The 19,030-nt window shown below is 61.1% G+C and carries 17 protein-coding genes; 8 read left to right on the top strand and 9 right to left on the bottom strand.

Going from position 1 to position 19,030, the window contains the following annotated elements:
- Window positions 1-14: 14 nt before the first annotated feature.
- From V5738_RS12265 to glpD, 5 genes are all read right to left on the bottom strand, one after another.
- Complete coding sequence (locus V5738_RS12265; protein WP_423821091.1) at window positions 15-653, bottom strand: response regulator transcription factor; 639 nt, start codon at window positions 651-653, stop codon at window positions 15-17.
- A 387-nt stretch (window positions 654-1,040) separates the two neighbouring features.
- Window positions 1,041-2,552 (bottom strand): aldehyde dehydrogenase family protein, encoded by a 1,512-nt coding sequence (locus tag V5738_RS12260; RefSeq protein ID WP_423821090.1) that lies wholly within the window; start codon window positions 2,550-2,552, stop codon window positions 1,041-1,043.
- A gap of 304 nt (window positions 2,553-2,856) precedes the next feature.
- Complete coding sequence (gene glpK / locus V5738_RS12255) at window positions 2,857-4,365, bottom strand: glycerol kinase GlpK (protein WP_423821089.1); 1,509 nt, start codon at window positions 4,363-4,365, stop codon at window positions 2,857-2,859.
- Window positions 4,366-4,416: 51 nt separating this feature from the next.
- The gene (locus V5738_RS12250) at window positions 4,417-5,145 is read right to left on the bottom strand and encodes an MIP/aquaporin family protein (RefSeq protein WP_423821088.1); all 729 of its coding nucleotides are present in this window, start codon (window positions 5,143-5,145) and stop codon (window positions 4,417-4,419) included.
- A gap of 230 nt (window positions 5,146-5,375) precedes the next feature.
- Window positions 5,376-6,899: a glycerol-3-phosphate dehydrogenase gene (gene glpD, locus V5738_RS12245; RefSeq protein ID WP_423821087.1), complete on the bottom strand. Its 1,524-nt coding sequence runs from the start codon at window positions 6,897-6,899 to the stop codon at window positions 5,376-5,378.
- A 268-nt stretch (window positions 6,900-7,167) separates the two neighbouring features.
- Between glpD and V5738_RS12240 the strand changes: the two genes are divergently transcribed.
- From V5738_RS12240 to V5738_RS12210, 7 genes are all read left to right on the top strand, one after another.
- Window positions 7,168-7,965 carry a DeoR/GlpR family DNA-binding transcription regulator gene (locus V5738_RS12240; protein WP_423821086.1) on the top strand — a complete coding sequence of 266 codons (798 nt, stop codon included), beginning with the start codon at window positions 7,168-7,170 and terminating at the stop codon, window positions 7,963-7,965.
- Between the two features lie 212 nt (window positions 7,966-8,177).
- A complete protein-coding gene (locus V5738_RS12235) occupies window positions 8,178-9,269 on the top strand; it encodes an ABC transporter ATP-binding protein (RefSeq protein ID WP_423821085.1) in 1,092 nt (363 codons plus the stop codon).
- A 10-nt stretch (window positions 9,270-9,279) separates the two neighbouring features.
- Complete coding sequence (locus V5738_RS12230; RefSeq protein WP_423821084.1) at window positions 9,280-10,374, top strand: ABC transporter ATP-binding protein; 1,095 nt, start codon at window positions 9,280-9,282, stop codon at window positions 10,372-10,374.
- Between the two features lie 2 nt (window positions 10,375-10,376).
- The gene (locus V5738_RS12225; RefSeq protein WP_423821083.1) at window positions 10,377-11,261 is read left to right on the top strand and encodes a carbohydrate ABC transporter permease; all 885 of its coding nucleotides are present in this window, start codon (window positions 10,377-10,379) and stop codon (window positions 11,259-11,261) included.
- Between the two features lies 1 nt (window position 11,262).
- On the top strand, window positions 11,263-12,057 hold the full coding sequence (locus tag V5738_RS12220) for a carbohydrate ABC transporter permease (protein ID WP_423821082.1): 795 nt from the start codon (window positions 11,263-11,265) through the stop codon (window positions 12,055-12,057).
- Window positions 12,058-12,082: 25 nt separating this feature from the next.
- Window positions 12,083-12,358, top strand: coding sequence for a DUF2160 domain-containing protein (locus tag V5738_RS12215; RefSeq protein WP_423821081.1), 276 nt, complete (start codon window positions 12,083-12,085; stop codon window positions 12,356-12,358).
- 121 nt (window positions 12,359-12,479) lie between these two features.
- A complete protein-coding gene (locus tag V5738_RS12210; RefSeq protein ID WP_423821080.1) occupies window positions 12,480-14,393 on the top strand; it encodes an ABC transporter substrate-binding protein in 1,914 nt (637 codons plus the stop codon).
- 93 nt (window positions 14,394-14,486) lie between these two features.
- Here the strand turns inward: V5738_RS12210 and V5738_RS12205 are convergent, their stop codons facing one another.
- The 4 genes from V5738_RS12205 to V5738_RS12190 form a co-directional block, all read right to left on the bottom strand.
- Window positions 14,487-15,281: an SDR family NAD(P)-dependent oxidoreductase gene (locus tag V5738_RS12205; RefSeq protein WP_423821079.1), complete on the bottom strand. Its 795-nt coding sequence runs from the start codon at window positions 15,279-15,281 to the stop codon at window positions 14,487-14,489.
- A 137-nt stretch (window positions 15,282-15,418) separates the two neighbouring features.
- Window positions 15,419-16,465, bottom strand: coding sequence for an NAD-dependent epimerase/dehydratase family protein (locus V5738_RS12200; RefSeq protein WP_423821078.1), 1,047 nt, complete (start codon window positions 16,463-16,465; stop codon window positions 15,419-15,421).
- A gap of 432 nt (window positions 16,466-16,897) precedes the next feature.
- Window positions 16,898-17,272, bottom strand: a complete 375-nt coding sequence (locus V5738_RS12195) for a VOC family protein (protein ID WP_423821077.1) — start codon at window positions 17,270-17,272, stop codon at window positions 16,898-16,900.
- Entirely contained in the window at window positions 17,272-17,985 is a 714-nt protein-coding gene (locus V5738_RS12190; RefSeq protein WP_423821076.1) for an SDR family oxidoreductase, read from the bottom strand. The genes V5738_RS12195 and V5738_RS12190 overlap by 1 nt, the downstream gene beginning before the upstream one ends.
- A gap of 117 nt (window positions 17,986-18,102) precedes the next feature.
- Here V5738_RS12190 and V5738_RS12185 point away from each other — a divergent pair, with 117 nt between their 5' ends.
- Window positions 18,103-19,023, top strand: a complete 921-nt coding sequence (locus V5738_RS12185) for a LysR family transcriptional regulator (RefSeq protein WP_423821075.1) — start codon at window positions 18,103-18,105, stop codon at window positions 19,021-19,023.
- Window positions 19,024-19,030 lie beyond the last annotated feature (7 nt).

The raw sequence follows: 19,030 nt of genomic DNA, 5'->3' as shown, positions 1-19,030 counted from the left end.
GTAGAGCCAGCTCGTCAGCTGACTGCCGGCAGTTCTTGTTCCGGTTGCTGCCGAGCCGATACCAGCCACAGACGGACCAGGTGCGCCAGTGAGTCGGCCTGCATTTTCTGCATGATATGAACGCGATGCGTTTCGACTGTGCGTGCACTAATGCCGAGATCGCCGGCCACCTGTTTATTGGCTCGGCCCTCGACGATGCCGCGCATCACCTGTTTTTCGCGTGGTGTGAGGGTGTCGATCAAGGCAGCATGCTGGCGGGCATCGCGTTGTAGTTGGTGGCTGATGTCGTTGGTTCGGGCGAGCTTGCCGAGTTTGTCGAGCATGAGGTCCGGGTCGAATGGTTTTTCGATGAAGTCGACCGCGCCCAGCCGCATGGCTTCGACGGCCCGCCCGATATCGCCAAAGGCGCTGACCAGAATCACATCCACGCTCGCCTGGCGAGCGATAAGGGATTTTTGTAGCTCGATACCGGTCATATCGCCCAGCCGCAGATCGACCAGGGCGCAGCCCCGGGCAGATTGGCAGCGCTCGAGAAAGGCTGTGCCGCTCGAATAGCTGTAGACACGGAAACCGGCCGTCGAGACCAGGGTTTTGATTGATTCTCGTACGCCGGGATCGTCATCCACGACGTGAACCGCGAAATCTTTATGCATATCGTCTCCCGTCGACATACATCCGTTGTCGACGTATGGACTTAAAAATAAAAACGAGGTGGTATGGAGCAGCGCGGGCGCCCCGCGGTAGGAGGTGCAACCGATCGGTTGTAGAGGCGTTCGATAGTGAGGCTGTTTTTTTAGCGAGTGATCGGTAGCTCGCCTGCGAATGCGACCCCTCACCACCTACTATGACGACGACGTCAAGCCCTGGGAACTGCGATGTGGCCAGCCTATAGCGCTGTCGATCTCGATAGGCTGATGCCGCGAATATAACCCGAACCGCAGATAAAAGCGCCCGCGATCTCGAAAAACGCCGATTTCCTGATCTTCGTGGGCTTGAAAACCGGCCCCGCAGGGCCGGTCATTGCAACGGTCGCGGGCCGGCTACAAAGAGATCGCTACGGCCTTGGTTTCGGTGTAATTGTTCAGGACCTGCTCGCCCATTTCGCGGCCCCAGCCGGACTGCTTGAAGCCGCCAAAGGGCAGGGCAGCATCGAAGATGTTGTAGCAGTTCACCCAGACCGTACCAGCCCGCAGCCGGGCGGCCAGCCGATGGGCCCTGCCGATATCCTGGGTCCAAACGCCGGAGGCAAGACCGAAGACGGTGTCGTTGGCGCGTTTGATGAGATCGGCATCGACGTTCGAGAACTTGGTCGCGGCGACCACTGGGCCAAAGATCTCTTCCTGATAAACACTCATCTCGTCGGAGATATCGACCAGTACCGTCGGTTTAACGAAATAGCCGCTGCCTTCGCCGCGTTCGCCGCCAGCCGCCGCTCGGGCGCCTTGTTGTTTGCCAGCGTCGAGATAGCCGGTGACCCGTTCGAGTTGGGTGCGAGAGACTAAGGGGCCCATCTGGGTTTCTGGGTCGAGGCCGGGGCCGAGCTTGATGTTGTGGGCGTATTCGGCCACGCCTTCGACCACCTGATCATAGACTTTTTCGTGGATGAACAGCCGCGAGCCGGCAGCACAACACTGGCCGTGATTGAAAAAGATCGCATTCGCCGCGCCGGGGATCGCCTTGTCGAGATCGGCGTCGTCGAGCACGATGTTCGGCGATTTGCCGCCCAGCTCCAGGGAGACCTTCTTCAGGTTGCCTTCGGCGGCGTTGACGATCAGGCGCCCGACCTCGGTCGAGCCGGTGAAGGCGATCTTGTCGACCTGCGGATGAGCGGCGATCGGTGCGCCGGCTTGCTCGCCGAAACCGGTGAGCATATTGACTACGCCGTCGGGCACGCCGGCCTCCTGCATGATTTCGGCGAGCTTCAAGCCGGATAGCGGGGTTTCCTCGGCCAGCTTCATGACCACCGTGTTGCCACAGGCCAGGGCCGGGCCGAGTTTCCAGGCCGCCATCAAAAGCGGGAAGTTCCAGGGGATAATCTGGCCACAGACGCCGACCGGTTCGCGCCGCGTATAGGCATGCCACTCGGCGCCGGGCGCATAGGGGACGGTCAGGCCGATCTGCTCGCCGTTGAGCTTGGTCGCCCAGCCGGCCATGTACTGGAACAGTTCGGCAGCCAGCGGGATATCCGCGGCGCGGGCGATGGCGATCGGCTTGCCGTTGTCCAGCGCTTCGAGCTGGGCGAGTTCCTCGGCATGATCCATGATCAGATCGCCGATCCGCCATACGATACGGCCACGCTCGGCGGGCGACATGCGGGTCCACGGCCCATCGTCGAAGGCCTTGCGGGCCGCGGCCACGGCTTTATCGACGTCGGCTTTGGCCGCGGACTGGGCCCGGGCGATGACCTCGTCGGTGGCAGGGTTGTAGACATCGAAGGTTTCGCCGGATTCGGCGGCGACCCAGCGGCCGTCGATCAGGATCTGGCGCGGTGTGTCGATGAACTGACGTACGCCGGGGGTGAGTTCGACCTCGGCGGCTGCGATTGCACACATAACGACTCTCCTCATTGATATCGTTGTCGATCCCACGACGCATACGCGGATCACGCTAAGCCGCGCCGCATGCCTCGGTTACCAAGTCATAGCGCAAATCGTGCCCCGGCGATATAGCGCGCTCGGCGAACCCGCCAACGCTTGCACGCCGGCGCTGCCGGCTGCTGCAAAACCGGCCGTAGCGGTCGGTGCCACACCTGTGGCGGGTGGCAACCATCGCGCGCGGAGAGTTGTCTTCGCACCCATAAAAAAGCCCCGCCGACCAGGGGCCGACGGGGCTTGCCCGGCAGGCTGTACGTGGCGACTAGGAGTCCACGCGGAAGCCCATCGTGGCCTCGACCGCGCGCTGCCAGCCGGCGTAGAGCTCGTCGCGCTTTTCGGCGTTCATGTTCGGCTCGAAACGACGCTCGATCGCCCACTGCTCGGCGATTTGTTCGCGCGATTCCCAGAAGCCGAGCGCCAGCCCGGCGAGATAGGCTGCACCCAGGGCCGTGGTCTCGCTGACCTGGCTGCGCAGCACATCCACGCCCAGGATGTCCGCTTGGAACTGGGCCAGGAAATCGTTGTTGATCGCGCCGCCGTCGGTCCGCAGTTCGGTCAGCTGCAGATCGGCGTCGGCCTGCATGGCCCGCAATACATCCGCACTTTGATAGGCCATGGATTCCACGGCTGCGCGAATGAAATGTTCCTTGGTGGTGCCGCGCGACAGCCCGAACATCGCACCGCGGACATTGGAATTCCAATACGGCGCGCCCAGGCCGGTAAAGGCGGGTACCAGGTAGACGCCGTCGTTGTCGCCGGCGCGCTCGGCATAGGCTTCCGAGTCCGAGGACTTGCCCAGCATGCGCAGGCCGTCACGCAGCCACTGGATGACCGAGCCGGCGACGAACACCGCGCCTTCGAGGGCATATTCCATCTGCCCGTCGACTTCCCAGGCGATCGTGGTCAGCAGCCCGTTTTCCGAGACCGTGGCCTCGGTGCCGGTATTCATCAGCGTGAAGCAGCCGGTGCCATAGGTGTTCTTGGCCATGCCCGGGGAGTAGCAGGCCTGGCCGAACAGGGCGGCCTGCTGATCGCCGGCGATGCCTGCGATTGGTAGCTCGTTGCCGAAGAAGTATTTCGGCAGTACATAGCCATAGACTTCGCTGGACGACTTGACCTCCGGCAGCATCGATTCGGGCACGCCGAACAGTTCTAGCAGCTCCGGATCCCAGCGACGCTCGCGGATATCGAACATCATGGTCCGCGAGGCATTGGTGACATCGGTCACATGTACTTCGCCGCCGGTCAGGTTCCAGATCAGCCAGGAGTCGACGGTACCGAACAGCAGATCGCCGTTGTCGGCTTTTTCCTTGGCGCCTTCGACGTTGTCGAAGATCCACTTCAGCTTGGTGCCCGAGAAATAGGCGTCGATCACCAGGCCGGTCTTGTCGCGGATCATATCCGCATGGCCGGCTTCGCGCAGCTGATCGCAGATTTCAGCCGAGTGACGCGATTGCCAGACGATGGCGTTGTAGATCGGCTGGCCGGTGTGCTTGTCCCAGACCACCGTAGTCTCACGCTGGTTAGTGATGCCGATGCCAGCGATCTCGGATACATCAACCTGGGTGTTGTTGATCACTTCGGTCAGCGTGGTTAGCACGCTGGTCATGATCTCGCGCGGATTGTGCTCGACCCAGCCCGGACGGGGGAAGATCTGCTCGAACTCGCGCTGGGCAACGCCGGCGATCTGGCCATCGTGATCGAACAACATCGAGCGCGAGCTGGTCGTGCCCTGGTCGATCGCGAGAATGTATTTTTTTTCGTCACTCATTGGCGTTCACTCACTATCGTCTGTGCGGAAAGATTGGATGCTCTCGGCCGGTCAATAGACGTACACGGCCAGCGCTGCGAGGGCACTGCCGATGATCGGACCGATCACCGGCACCCATGCATAGGCCCAGTTGCTCGAGCCCTTGTTTTTGATCGGAAGAACGGCATGGGCGATTCGTGGGCCGAGATCACGCGCCGGGTTGATGGCATATCCGGTGGGGCCGCCGAGCGAGGCGCCGATCGATACCACGAGCAGAGCGACCGCGAGTGGCCCCAGTTGGTTCGGTGTGTTTCCGAACATGATGATGACAAAAATCAAAACGAACGTCCCGATAATTTCGGTCACCAGGTTCCAGCCATAGGATTTGATGGTGGGCCCGGTCGAGAACGTCGCCAGCTTGGTCGCGCCGTCTTCGGTGTCGTCATACTGTTTCTTATAGGCCAGATAACAGGCCACGGCTCCCAGAAAGCCACCGACCATTTCGGCGAAGAAATAGGCGACTGTGGTGGCGAACGTGATCGGAATGCCGGAAGCATATTCCTTGGCTGGCCCAATCAGCAGGGCCAGAGTCACCGCCGGGTTCAAATGAGCGCCGGTATCGTAGGCCACCCATACGCCGCCGTAGACCGCCAGGCCCCAGCCGAAGAAGATGACGATCGGGTCGCTGCCGTGACCGCCGGTTTTGTTGAGGGCCACGTTCGCGACCACGCCGCAGCCGAGCAGGGTCAGAAAAGCCGTGCCAGCGATCTCATGGACCAGGATCGTTTCTATAATTCCCATGAAGTTCTTTAGCCGTAGGTATATTGATTGAAATAGGTCGTGGCGCGCCGCTTCCGCCATGACGGCGGAAGTGCGCTGGAAACATACGGTCGGGTCCCGGTCGCCGGTCGCTGGCTATCCTGGCGTGGCTATCGTGATGGCGCCGCCCGCCTTCGGCTTGGCCTGTGTACAGGCCGACGGCCCACTCGGGCCGGCGGCAAGCCTAGGCAGGCGGACGGGGATAGCCGCACTCATGATGAGCCTGCCATCTCTCGGACCGGTTCCTGGATGGCTTGCTCGAGATATTCGGCAAGCCGGTGTTTTTCGTCATCGCTCAAGCGCAGGCCAAGTTTGGAGCGGCGCCAGAGGATATCCTCGGCGGTGCAGGCCCATTCGTGTTTGCAGAGATAATCGACTTCGGCCGCATATAGATCGGCCCCGAAATGCTCGCCCAGATCGTCCAGGCTTTGAGCGTCGCCGACGATCGTCTCGACCCGCGTGCCGTAGTTGAAGACCAGCCGATTGGCCATGCCGAGCGGGATGAACGGGTGGCTTTGCTGCAGCGATTCGAACAGATGCTGGGGCTTGGACTGTTCGCCGCCGGGCAGGGGGTGGCCCTGGCCGGTCCAGGCCTTGGCCTGATTTCCCAGCGAGGGGGCGATCTGGTCGACCGCATCCTCGGCTAGCCGGCGGTAGGTGGTCAGCTTGCCGCCGAATACGTTGAGCAAGGGCGCGGCTTCGGTATCCAGCTGGATCCGGTAGTCGCGGGTGATCTCGCTGGCGTTGTCCTCGCGGTCGTCGAGCAACGGCCGTACGCCGGAATAACTCCAGACCACATCCTTGGGCGCGATCGACTGCTCGAAATAGCGATTGGCGGATTCGCAGAGGTAGCGGATCTCGTCGTCTTCGATGGCGACCTTGCCCGGCGCGCCTTGGTGTTCGACGTCGGTAGTGCCGATCAGGGTGAAATCCTGTTCATAGGGGATCGCGAACACGATGCGGCCGTCGGGCTGTTGAAAGATATACGCATAGTCGTGATCGAACAGTTTGTCGACCACGATATGGCTGCCTTTGATCAGCCGCAGCGCGTACTGATGGTCCATGTTCGTGACGTCATCCAGAAACCGCACCGCCCAGGGACCAGCGGCATTGGCCAGCCCGCGTGCCTTGGCCTCGATGGTTTCGCCGTTCTCGGTCTTGAGCGTGACCTGCCAGCCATCGTTGCTGCGTTTAGCACTTTCGCAGCGGGTGCGGGTCAGGATGGTGGCGCCGCGATTGGCCGCATCCATACAGTTGAGTACGACCAAGCGAGCGTCCTGAACCCAGGCGTCGGAATAGACGAAGCCTTTGGCGAACTCGGATTTCAGCGGGGCGCCGGCCGGATGATCGTTGAACGTCACACCCTTGGAGCCGGCCAGCGTCTGCCGCCCGCCCAGATGATCGTAGAGAAACAAGCCAGTGCGAATCATCCAGGCCGGGCGCAGGTGTTTCTGGTGCGGCAGGATGAAGCGCAGCGGCCAGATGATATGGGGGGCGGCGTTGAGTAGTACTTCGCGCTCGGACAGCGCTTTGGCGACCAGCTTGAATTCGTATTGTTCGAGATAGCGAAGGCCGCCGTGGATCAGCTTGGTCGAGGCCGATGAGGTATGACTGGCCAGATCGTCGGCTTCGCACAGCAGCACCGACAAGCCGCGTCCGACGGCGTCTCGTGCAATGCCGGCACCGTTGATGCCGCCACCGACCACGATCAGATCATATGTTTGCGCAGAGCTCATAGCAGGGCCGCCTCATGTTCGGAATAAAACTTTAAAGTTCGAAAACGAAAACAAAAATACAACAAAAGTTGTAGCTTGCAATCGCTGTGCTCTGGCTAATATGCGAACGATCATCAAGATACGCGGGCGTTCGTCGGCCGGTGAGATAGCCCGCTCTGGGATGTACGGACGAGGCTTGGCGGTTCGGGGCACACATAGCGGCGCGACATCGGACCCTGGCGCGATCGAAAACGAGCCAACCCGAACGGATTCGAAAAGGAGACATGCCATGACACCGTCCAGCCGTGTGACCTCGGAGGAGGGAGCGCCCACGCCGCGCCAACGCGAAATCGTGGATCTGGTCGAGCAGCAGGGCTTCGTGGCAATCGAAGAGCTTGCCCGCAGCTTCGACATCACCCAGCAGACTGCCCGCCGCGACGTCAATGCGCTTTGTACAGCCGGTTTGCTACGCCGCTATCACGGCGGGGCCGGGCTGCCGTCGACGGTGGAAAACATCGCCTACGAAGCACGCCAAGTGCTCAATTTGGAAGGCAAGCGCCGGATTGCGGAACTGGTGGCCCAGGAAATCCCGGATCATGCCTCGCTGTTTTTAACCTTGGGCACCACGACCAAAGAGGCGGCCCGTGCGCTTAGCGATCATAAGGGGCTGCGGGTGATCACCAACCATCTGCAGATTGCCAGCATGCTCTCGGGCTGCAAGGACGCCGAGGTCATGGTGGCCGGAGGCACGTGCCGGGCGATCGATGGCGGCGTGACCGGCGAGATGACGCTGGATTTTTTCAACAACTTCAAAGTTGATTATGCGCTGATGAGCATTTCGGGGATCGAACCAGACGGGACTTTGTTCGATTTCGATTATCGCGAAGTACGGCTGCTGCGCGTGATCATCGCCAATGCACGACGGGTGTTCTTGCTTGCCGATCATACCAAGTACAACCGTCATGCCCTGGTTCGGGCCGGCAATATCGTCGATAGCATCGATGCCTTGTTTACCGATAGCGCGCCACCGCCTGCGCTGGCTGAGGTGTTAGCCGAAAACGGGGTCGCGGTCCATATCGCCGATTAGTCGGACGCACCGGCCCAGCTAGGTTTCGACTACGACCTTTGCCTAGTTGTTCGTTTTCGAAACCGAACACTATGCTCGAACGCAACTAAATAAATATGTCGCGGCGCATGCCGTGTACCAGGGCCTAAGCCGACTTTCGGGATCGGCTGGCACCACTAAGAAAAATACGTGTTCCGGTGGGTCGGAGCACAGTGCGTTAGGAGGACAATACGATGTCGCTAGTGCTCGACAACGTATCCAAGGTGGTCGGGGGACAAACCCATATCGCACCGACGGATCTCGAGCTGGAAAGTGGGGCGTTATCGCTGCTGCTGGGGTTGACGCTGTCGGGCAAGACTTCGTTGATGCGTTTGATGGCCGGTCTGGATAAGCCAACCAGCGGCCGTGTTTTGATCGATGGCGAGGATGTGACCGGGCGGCCCGTGCGTAAGCGTAATGTGGCCATGGTCTACCAGCAGTTCATCAATTATCCGTCGTTGACGGTCTACGAAAACATCGCTTCGCCGCTGCGTATCGCCGGTATGTCATCTGCGGATATCGATCGTCGGGTGCGTACCGAGGCCGAGCGGCTGCGTATCGAAACCATGCTGGATCGGCTACCGGCCGAGTTGTCCGGGGGCCAACAGCAGCGAACCGCTATGGCGCGTGCGCTGGTGCGCGACGCCGAACTGGTGCTGCTCGATGAACCGCTGGTGAATCTCGACTACAAGCTGCGCGAAACCCTGCGCGAAGAGCTGCCGCGGGCTTTGGAAGGGCGGCGTTCGATGGTCGTCTATGCGACCACCGATCCCTGGGAAGCGCTGGCATTCGGTGGCCGCACCGCAGTACTCGAACAGGGCCGGCTCCTGCAGTGCGACCATGCGGCCTCGGTCTATGCCGCACCGGCCACCACCCACGTGGCCAGCGTATTCAGCGATCCGCCGATGAATATCGTGGCCGGCGAGCTCGCCGGCCAGGAACTGACGCTCGCCGATCTATTGCGTACCACGCGGCCGCGAGCTTTGTCCGATCTGGCCGATGGCGCTTATCTGTTCGGTATCCGGCCGGCGCATTTATCGATCGACCGTGAAGCTTCGAGTCACCGTATGCAGGCGACGGTGGACGTCACCGAGATCAGCGGCTCGGATACCTACGTGCATTGCCATATCGCCGATCGTCCTTGGGTTGCGGTCGAGTCGGGCGTGCATCAGTACGAACTGGGCGCCGAGATCGCGCTCGCCTTCGATACCGAGAAGCTATTCGTCTTCGACCTGGACGAGCAGCTGGTGCATTCGCCGGAAATCGCCGCAAACCGGCAACGCTAGGAATTCGACTATGGCTTTGATCCGTTTCGACGCAGTCGCCCACAGCTATGCTGGCCGAGGCGGCGAGCCTGGCGACTATGCGCTGCAGCCAATGGATTTCCGCTGGGAAGACGGCGGTGCCTATGCCCTGCTTGGGCCGTCTGGCTGTGGCAAAAGCACGCTGCTCAATATCTGTTCCGGTTTGCTGAAACCTTCCGAAGGCCGGGTCTGGTTCGGCGACCAGGACGTGACCGAGATGTCGCCGGAAAAACGCAACATCGCCCAGGTGTTCCAGTTTCCGGTGCTCTACGATTCGATGAGCGTGTACGACAACCTAGCGTTTCCGCTGCGCAACCGACGGGTGCAGCGCTCGCATATCGATAAACGGGTGCGCGAAGTCGCGGCCATGCTCGATCTCGATCACGTGCTCAAAAAACGCGCCAGCGGGCTGGGGGCAGAACTCAAGCAGAAGATTTCGATGGGGCGCGGTCTGGTGCGGGACGACACCTCGGCGATCCTGTTCGATGAGCCGCTGACCGTGATCGACCCGCAGCTCAAGTGGCGCCTGCGACGCCAGCTCAAGGAAGTGCACAAGCAGTTCAACCATACCCTGATCTATGTCACCCACGATCAGATCGAAGCACTGACCTTCGCCGACCAGGTGGTAGTGATGTCGGACGGTGAGATCGTACAAGTCGGTACGCCGCAGGCGCTGTTCGAGCGCCCGGAGCATACCTTCGTGGGCTATTTCATCGGCAGCCCGGGTATGAATTTTCTGCCCTGCAGAATCGACGACGGGCAGGCCGTGGTCGGCGAGCAACGCATCGCGTTGACCGAGGCGCAGGCCTCAGCGGCACGCGCGCACGGCGAGGGCGATTACAAGCTCGGCATCCGACCGGAGTTCGTTAATCGCGCCAACGACGGTGAGGGCATGCCGGTCGCTGTACGGCGGGTGGCCGATATGGGTGAGTTTCGTTTGGTCACCGGAGAGCTGGAAGGCCACGAGATCAAGATCAAGCTGCCGGTCGAGGCCGGGACGGCCCTGGGCGACCGATTGGCCGTGACGTTCCCATGGCAGTGGGTCTGTCTGTATCGCAACGAACGTCTGATCGGCAGCGAGGTATAGCTATGAACGACAATCGCTTTTCCGATAACAAGGCATGGTTTCTCGTGCTGCCGGCGACGTTGCTGGTGGCGTTCGCTTCGCTGATCCCGTTCATGGCGGTGGTCAATTACAGCCTCCAGATCGTGTTCAGCATGGAAAACCATGCCTTCATCGGCTGGGAGGCGTTTCGCGAAGCGTTGACCAACGATGAATTTCGTGGCGCCTTCTTTCGCCAGGTGATCTATACCGCGATCGTGCTCGGCATCGAGGTGCCACTAGGCATCGGGGTGGCTTTGACCATGCCGCGCACCGGTCGTGCTGTTGGCCCGGTACTGGTGGTGCTGGCGCTGCCATTGTTGGTGCCTTGGAATGTGGTCGGTCTGATCTGGCAGATCTTCGCCCGTGGCGATATCGGCCTGTTCGGGGCCTTCGTCAACAACTGGCTGCATCTGGACTACAACTATTCGACCGGCTCGCTGTCGGCCTGGTTCACGGTCGTGATCATGAGCGTCTGGCACTGGACGTCGCTGGTCGCGCTGCTGTGCTATGCAGGCCTGTGCGCGATTCCGGGCGCCTTCTATCAGGCCGCGCGTATCGACGGCGCTTCGCGCTGGGCGGTGTTCCGCTATATCGAGCTGCCCAAGCTGCGCGGTGTGCTGACCATCGCGATCCTGCTGCGCTTCGTCTACAGCTTCAAGGTTTATGCCGAACCACTGACCGTAACCGGCGGCGGGCCGGGCGATTCGACCACCTTCATGACCGAGATGCTGGCCAATACCGCCATCGGCCAGTTCGAGTATGGCAAGGCCGCGGCCTACGGGCTGTTGTATTTCCTGATCATTCTACTGATCAGCTATGTGTTCTATCTGGTGCTAACCCGGGTTGGTACCAGCCAGGGGAGTGAATGAGATGGTACGTCGTATCGGCCTCGCATTATTCATCCTGTTTCTGCTGATCCCGGTGTACTGGCTGGTCATGATGTCGTTCAAGACCAACCACGAAATCATCAGCCAGCTATCGCTGTGGCCCCACGAGTGGACGCTCGAGCACTACCGGACGATCTTCGGCCGTCCCGAATGGCAGGGGGCGTTTCTGCATTCGCTGTCGTATGTGTTGCTCAACGTGGCGATCACGCTGCCACTGGCCATTCCGGCGGCCTATGCCTTTTCCCGTTTCGACTTTCTCGGCGATAAGCATCTTTTTTTCTGGCTGCTGACCAATCTGATGGCGCCGCCGGCGGTGTTTCTGATCCCTTATTTCCAGCTCTATCACAGCATTGGCTTGTTCGACACGGTGTTCGCGGTCGCACTTGCGCATACGCTGTTCAACCTGCCGCTGGCGGTCTGGATTCTGGAAGGGTTCATGTCTGGCGTGCCCCGCGAGATCGACGAAACCGCCTATCTCGACGGTTATTCGTTGCCGCGCTTCTTCATCAAGATCTTTTTACCCCTGATCGGCTCGGGCATCGGTGTGGCTGCCTTTTTCTGCTTCATGTTCAGCTGGATCGAGCTGCTGCTCGCACAGACGCTGACCACCAGTAACGCCACTCCCATCGCGACCATGATGGGCAGCGCTTTCACTGCCTCGGGCACCAACTGGGGCATTCTCGCCGCTGCCGGGACCTTGACCATCATCCCGGGGATCATCGTCATCTGGTTCGTGCGCCACCGGATCGCCTCCGGTTTCGCGCTGGGCCGCGTCTAGTACGTACCAGAACAGGAGTTTGCCCATGCATTGGATGCTCTGGACCCTGCCGACCGCGATCTTTTTCGCGACCATTGCCGGTCTGCTGGTCGGCATGACCGTCTGGCAGCTCATATCGCCGACCCGCGAACGTCGCGGCTGGATCATTCCGATGCGCACGACACGCGGCGACCGGCTGTTCATCGGGCTGCTGGCTTCGGCTTATCTCACAGCGCTATGGGTGGCTTTGGTGCCGCTGACCAGCTGGTATCTGCTGGCCTTGGTGGTGGTGCTGGTGGCCGTATTGGTGCTGTTCGGTTGACGAAACAATAACAATTCAAAGCCGGGCGCCCTGCGTTGATCGGACAGACGGGGCTGCCCGGGAACAATCCCGGTTCGTGGTTATGCGGGCCGGCTCATAGTGCGATCGGAAGGAGATCGAGATGACTAAAAAGCAAGAGGACGATCCCAAGGGTCGGGCGGCGTCGAAGACGCCGCGGGGGTTCAACGCCAATCGACGTAATTTCTTGCGCAGCGGTGCGGCGGCCGCGGCCGGGATGGCCGCAGTGCCGTTCGTGGGGTCGAGCGCGGCGGCCGCGACGTCATCCGGCAGTGATGAATTGCCGCCCCTGGGCAAGATTCCCGACTACAAGAACTATGGCAAGGGCGCGAGCGGTAAAAAAGCCGCCGAAAACTGGGTCGACAACTTTCTGCAGCCCTCGACGCTGACCCGCGACCAGCAGATGAAGGAAATGGAGTACTTCATCAACGCGGCCCAGCCTTACAAGGGCATGACCATCACTGCCGTCTCCGAAGTTACCGGCACCCATCAGTTCGAATCCAAAATACTGGCCCAGGCGTTCGAGCAGATCACCGGAATCAAGGTCAAGCACGACATCATGCAGGAAGGCGATGTCGTGAGTAAGCTTGAATCGCAGATGGCGACCGGCCGTTCGCTCTACGATATCTATATCAACGATTCGGACTTCATCGGCACCCATGTGCGCATGGACGACGTGATCTCGATCACCGACTACATGACCGGTGAGGGCAAGGATGTCACCTTGCCGACGCTCGATGTCGACGATTTCATCGGCAAGAGCTTTGTCTCCTGGAAAGACAAGATGTACATGATTCCAGACGGCCAGTTCGCGAATCTGTACTGGTATCGCAAGGACTGGTTCGACCGGCCGGATCTGCAGAAACAGTTCAAGGAAGAATACGGCTACGACCTGGACGTGCCGGTCAACTGGTCGGCCTATGAAGATATCGCCGACTTTTTCACCAACAAGGTCAAGAACCTCGACGGCAGACGCATCTACGGCCATATGGACTATGGCAAGAAATCGCCGTCGCTGGGCTGGCGTATCCACGACTCGTGGCTGTCGATGGCCGGCGCCGGCGACAAGGGCCTGCCCAACGGCCGCCCGGTCGACGACTGGGGTATCCGGGTCAACGACGATCTGAATCCGGTCGGGGCTTCGGTCGAACGCGGCGGGGCGACCAACAGCCCGGCCGCCGTCTATGCTATTCGCAAATATAAGGAATGGCTGGACAAATATGCGCCGCCCGAAGCCGCCGGCATGACGTTTTCCGAATCCGGCCCGGTGCCGGCCCAGGGCCATATCGCCCAGCAGATCTTCTGGTATACCGCGTTCACGCCGAGCATGACCCAGCCCGGCCTGCCGGTGGTCAACGATGACGGCACACCGAAATGGCGCATGGCCCCGTCGCCCCATGGTCCGTACTGGGAAGCCGGCATGAAGCTCGGTTACCAAGACTGCGGTTCCTGGATGCTGCCGCGGGCCACCGATGCCAAAAAACGCGCTGCGAGTTGGCTCTATGCCCAGTTCTGTATCTGCAAGTCGGTATCGCTACGCAAGAGCCTGGCGGCGCTCACACCGTTCCGGACCTCGGATATCAACTCCAAGCCGATGGGCGAAGCCGCGCCTTATCTTGGCGGCCTGGTCGAATTCTTCCGCAGTCCGGCGCATAAATACTGGACGCCGACCGGGGTGAATGTGCCGGCCTATGGCAAGCTGACCTCCGCCTGGTGGAAGAATATCGCCAAGATCAACAGTGGTTCGCTCACGCCCCAGGAAGGCATGGACGCGGTTGCTGAAGACATGGATAACGTCATGCACCGGATCGAGATTGCCAAGCTCGAAAAAATTGCGCCGCCTAAGCTCAATCCGAAGAAGAGCGCGGAATACTGGTTCAAACAGCCGGGTGCGCCCAAGCCCAAACTGGACAACGAAGACCCGCCCGGCGAGACGTTGTCCTATGACGAGCTGCTCAAGGCCTTCAACAATCCGGCCTCGATCGGGCGTAAGGCCAGTAGCGAGGATCAGGGTTAGCGTTCTGGGGCCCACTCGAAGACCCCTAAGATAAACAAAGCCCGTACGCTTGCGGCGTACGGGCTTTGTTTTGCCGATCGTCGCGGTATGTTTTTAAGTCAGAGTATCGACCACACCGCCATCGACGCGCAGCGCCGCGCCCGTGGTTGCCGAGGATAGCGGCGAGCAAACATAGACCACCATATTGGCGACTTCCTCGACGGTTGCCGCGCGCTGGATGATCGAGCTCGGCCGTTCGTTCTGTACGAAATCGGCCGCGAACGCTTCCATCGACTTGCCGGATTGTTCCTGACCTTCACGCAGCATGTCCTGTACGCCTTCGGACAGCGTCGGGCCGGGCAGCACGGCATTGACCGTCACCCCGGTACCGGACAGGCGCTTGGCCAGGCCACGCGAGACCGATAGATTGGCGGACTTGGTAAAGCCGTAGTGGATCATATCGGCCGGGATGTTGATGCCCGACTCCGACGACATGAACACGATCCGGCCCCAGCCGTTGGCCTGCATCCGCGGTGCATAAGCCCGCGAAAGACGCACGCCCGACATCACGTTGACGTCGAAAAACTGCTGCCAGGTGTCGTCTGGCACATCGAAGAAATCGTGCGGGCCGAACAGGCCGACGTTGTTGACCAGGATATCGACGTTAGGCTCGGCTTCGACAACTTCGTTGCAGCCGTCAGCGGTGCCGAGATCGGCGGTCACGCCGCGAACGTCGGCGTTCGGGACCGCGGCCTTTAGATCGGCGATCGCAGCATCTACGCGCTCGCGTTTGCGGCCGTTGAGGACCACGGTTGCGCCGGATTCGGCCAAGCCCTTGCCGATAGCCAAACCGATGCCGCCGGTCGAGCCGGTGATCAGAGCAGTCTTGCCGTTGAGTTCAATTTTCATGCGTTGTCCTTTGTAGACATTTAAGTGGAAAGACGGGCACGGGCCATGTGACCCGGTCAATGTGCGATGGCGTCGTGAACGACGGCTTGTCTGGACTCATCCTCGGGCCGTGCCGGCTGGTTTCAAGCCGTGCGGTTTCAGGGAATGACCCGCCGGGCCTTGAGTCGGTCGATGGCGGCCAGAAGGGATTTCGATGAATCCATGCGCTCGGTAAAGCCGGCCTCGTGGATCTTATTGGTGTCCGAGACGACGTCGGTTTCGGTATTGAAGATGAAATCGCCGAAGCCCCAACCAACCAGCTTGTTGAGATCGGGCTCGATCAAGTCGTGTTGTTCGGCCAGTTCACGCCACAGACTGGCCTTATCGGCCATGTGTTCGGTCAGCGTCAGCGGTACCGGGTGGGCCAGTTCTAGTCCCAGGTGGGCCGCTACGTCCTCGAATATCCGATCCCAGCGGAAGGTATCGACGTTGGTCACGTTATAGGCTTCGCCGCTGGGCGCCTCGGTGGCCGCCCAGCGCGCTGCATGGGCCAACAGCCGCGAATCGCAGGCCTGGACTAGCTGTCGATAGGCCGAGTCGTTGCCGGGAAAACGCAGCGGAATACCGAGCGCTCGTGAGATCTCGGCATAGACGCCGATCACCAGGGCGATGTTCATCGGATTGCCGTAGACATCGCCGACCACTAGATCCGGACGCAGGGCGACATAGTCCCAGCTGGCCTTGTCGGATCGGGCTTTGAGCTGGGCTTCCTGGGCCTGATAAAGATTCGGCGGCATATGCGGCGGATCGGCTTCCCGGGCCGGAGTGCGGACCTTGGCGCCCAGATGAATGCCGTAAATTTTGAAGCCTTGGTGGATGATCACGCGCGCCAGCGGTGCGCCGGCAGCCTCCAGGGCATCGATCAGATGGCCGAGCATACGCCCGTTGCGCTCGGCCTCGATCGACAGATTGTCGTCCGGGGCCAGGGCAGAATAGAACACATGGGTCGTATCGGCGGCCGCGGCGAGCGCGGCGTGGGTCGCCTCGGCATCGCTCAGATCGACCGAGATGGTGTCGAACCCGTCGACTTTATTGCGGCCGAGCGCGCGGGCACGCCAGCCGTGTTCGGTGAGGTCGCGGATGGTGGCATCGCCGATGATGCCGGCGGCACCGGCCACCAAGGCGGTTCGCTTGTCGGTGCTCATGAATCGTCCTTATCTGAATGCAAAAAATATAGACACTGCGTTCGCGAGCATCAGTCCTTCGGGCGTATTCGCTGTGTTGTCTCTCGGCTCGTCGATAACACAGCGTGCCGGGGCTGGCATCGGGTGCGTTGCCCGCATCGCTGATCTCGAAGCGAGCTGTCTCACCAACAGCTCATAGGGCTGGGGCGAGGTGCCGCCGGTGTGCCGTACAGGCATTCATATCGGCTGGCTGAAAAAACACGTGGCGTGACGAATCATGGGACGACAGGTACGACAGCTGGCCGATCGTCGGATGTAACGAAAAGCGATGTCTGCCATCCAGCTGGTGGCTCTTGTGGGTATGCTGTTTGCAAACGATGAATCGGGCATAGAATCGATCATGCGGCGCGTGTCGCGGGCCGCGACACGCGGCATGGTGAACGTCTCCGAGCGTCATGATCGGTGGTCCTTGCGAGCCACGAGCTCGATCAGAAGGCCGGTCGGCGTCAGCGTAAACAGCCGATCCTCGCCAAGCTCGGCGATCGTTTGCTGGGAATAGGGCAGGCCACGCTGCTCGAGCTTCTGCCGTATCGGTTCGACGTTGGCCACGCGAAAACCAGCATGGTCGATGGTTTCGGCGTTGCGTTCGACCGCACCGCCCGGCCCGGGAATGAGATGTACCAGCGGCCTCTCATCGGCATACAGCCAGTAGCCCGGAAAACCGAAATTCGGACGATAGCCCACGTTTAGATCGAGCAGCTCGACCAGAAAATCGCGGGTGGCATCGAGCGCATTGGTACGCAGCGTAACGTGGTCGAGGGCGACCATCAGACGATGGCTCCGCCCCCGTCGACGCGTACCACTGAACCGGTCGCGAAGCCGGTGATCATCAGATAATGCACGGCATTGGCGATATCGCCGGCGCGCCCGACACGCCCGACCGGCAAGCTGTCTGCGGTCTGAGTCATCAGTTCGCGGCGCGAGGGCGCTGCCATCTCGTTCCAGAGCGCGGTATCGATCAGGCCCGGCGAAACCGCGTTCACGCGTACCGGCGCCAGTTCTAGGGCCAGCCCGCGGACCAGCCCCTCGATGGCGGCGTTGATCGCGCCTTGCAGGGTCGCGCCGGCCGATGGGCGCTCCGATAGATAGCCGGAGACCAGAGTCAGCGTGCCGTGTTCGGTCAGCCGTGCCGCTCGGGCGGTGCGATAACTGCCCCAGAACTTGCTGTCCATCGAGCGATACGCATCGTCCAACGACATCGTGCGCATACCGCCGCGCGCCGTAGCAGCCGATGAGACGATGATGTGATCCCAGGCCGAACGCTCCGCGAAGAAACGTTCAACGGCCTGGTTATCGCCGGTATCGAGAGGCGCCGTCGTGACGCCGTGACCGATTTCATCGGCCGCGGCCTGCAGCTTGTCGGCCGAACGTGAAGCGATCGTGACAGCGGCCCCAGCCTCGGCACTGCGGCGTGCCACCGCATAGCCAATGCCCGAACTGCCACCGATTACGAGCACCTGCGTATTGGTCAATGACGCCATGATCACCTGCCGTTGCCATGCCTGTGTTGTAACGTTAAATCTTGCGCTTGGCGAATTGAAGTGGCGGCAAGGTCAATGAACTGTTGCAATATATGCAACATTGATGGAGACGGTGCGATGGCCGATACCTGTGTGGAAATGCGGACTTTCGTCCAGGTGGTTGAGGCCGGCAGCCTGGCTGCGGCTGGCCGCAGCCTCGGCTTGTCGACGGCCGTGGTCAGCCGCCGGCTGGCCGGCTTGGAGCAGCGTCTTGGCACCCGCCTTGTGCATCGCTCTACGCGCAATCTGTCGCTGACCGACGAGGGCGCGCGCTATCGGCAGCGCTGCGAGCAGATTTTGGCCGATATTGAAACTGCCGAGGCCGAAGCCCTGCGGGGCACGGGCAGCGCCGTAGGCGTATTACGGATCACGACCACGGTCGCCTTTGCCGATCGGCTGGCGCCGCTGTTGGCGCGCTTTGCCGGGGAACACCCCACGCTGTCGATTCATCTGCATGCCAGCGATGATCGGATCAACCTGGTCGAGGACGGCATCGATCTGGCCGTGCGTTTCGGTCGACTCGCCGAGTCCAGCCTGATCGCCAAACGTCTGGCGCCCAATCGTCGCGTGATCTGTGCCGCGCCAGCCTATCTGCGGGCCCACGGCTATCCTCGGGTGATTGAAGATTTGGCATCGCATCGTTGTATCGTCATGGGCGAGCCGCCGGTCGGCGAATGGCGGTTTGCCGATGGCCGCAACGTACGCGTAGGTGGACGGCTGTCCTGCAACGAGGGCCGTACCGCCCATCAATGGGCGCTGGCCGGGGCTGGGCTGGTGCTCAAATCGATTTGGGACGTGGCCGACGATCTGGCCGCCGGCCGACTGGTTACGGTGCTCGATCGGGCGCCAATGCCGGTTGCCGATATTCATGCGCTGTATGCCCATCGGCGCCATCTGGCGCCCCGGGTTCGGTTATGCCTGGATTTCTTGCAACGCGAACTGGGCGAGCTGGCCGTTCGGCTTGGCATCGAGTCGGCACCTGCGTCTGGCGTATCCTAGGCGCGCC

It is taken from the genome of Salinisphaera sp. SPP-AMP-43, assembly GCF_049568105.1.
Taxonomy (GTDB): Bacteria; Pseudomonadota; Gammaproteobacteria; order Nevskiales; family Salinisphaeraceae; genus Salinisphaera.
This window is presented reverse-complemented; position numbering and strand designations above follow the sequence as displayed.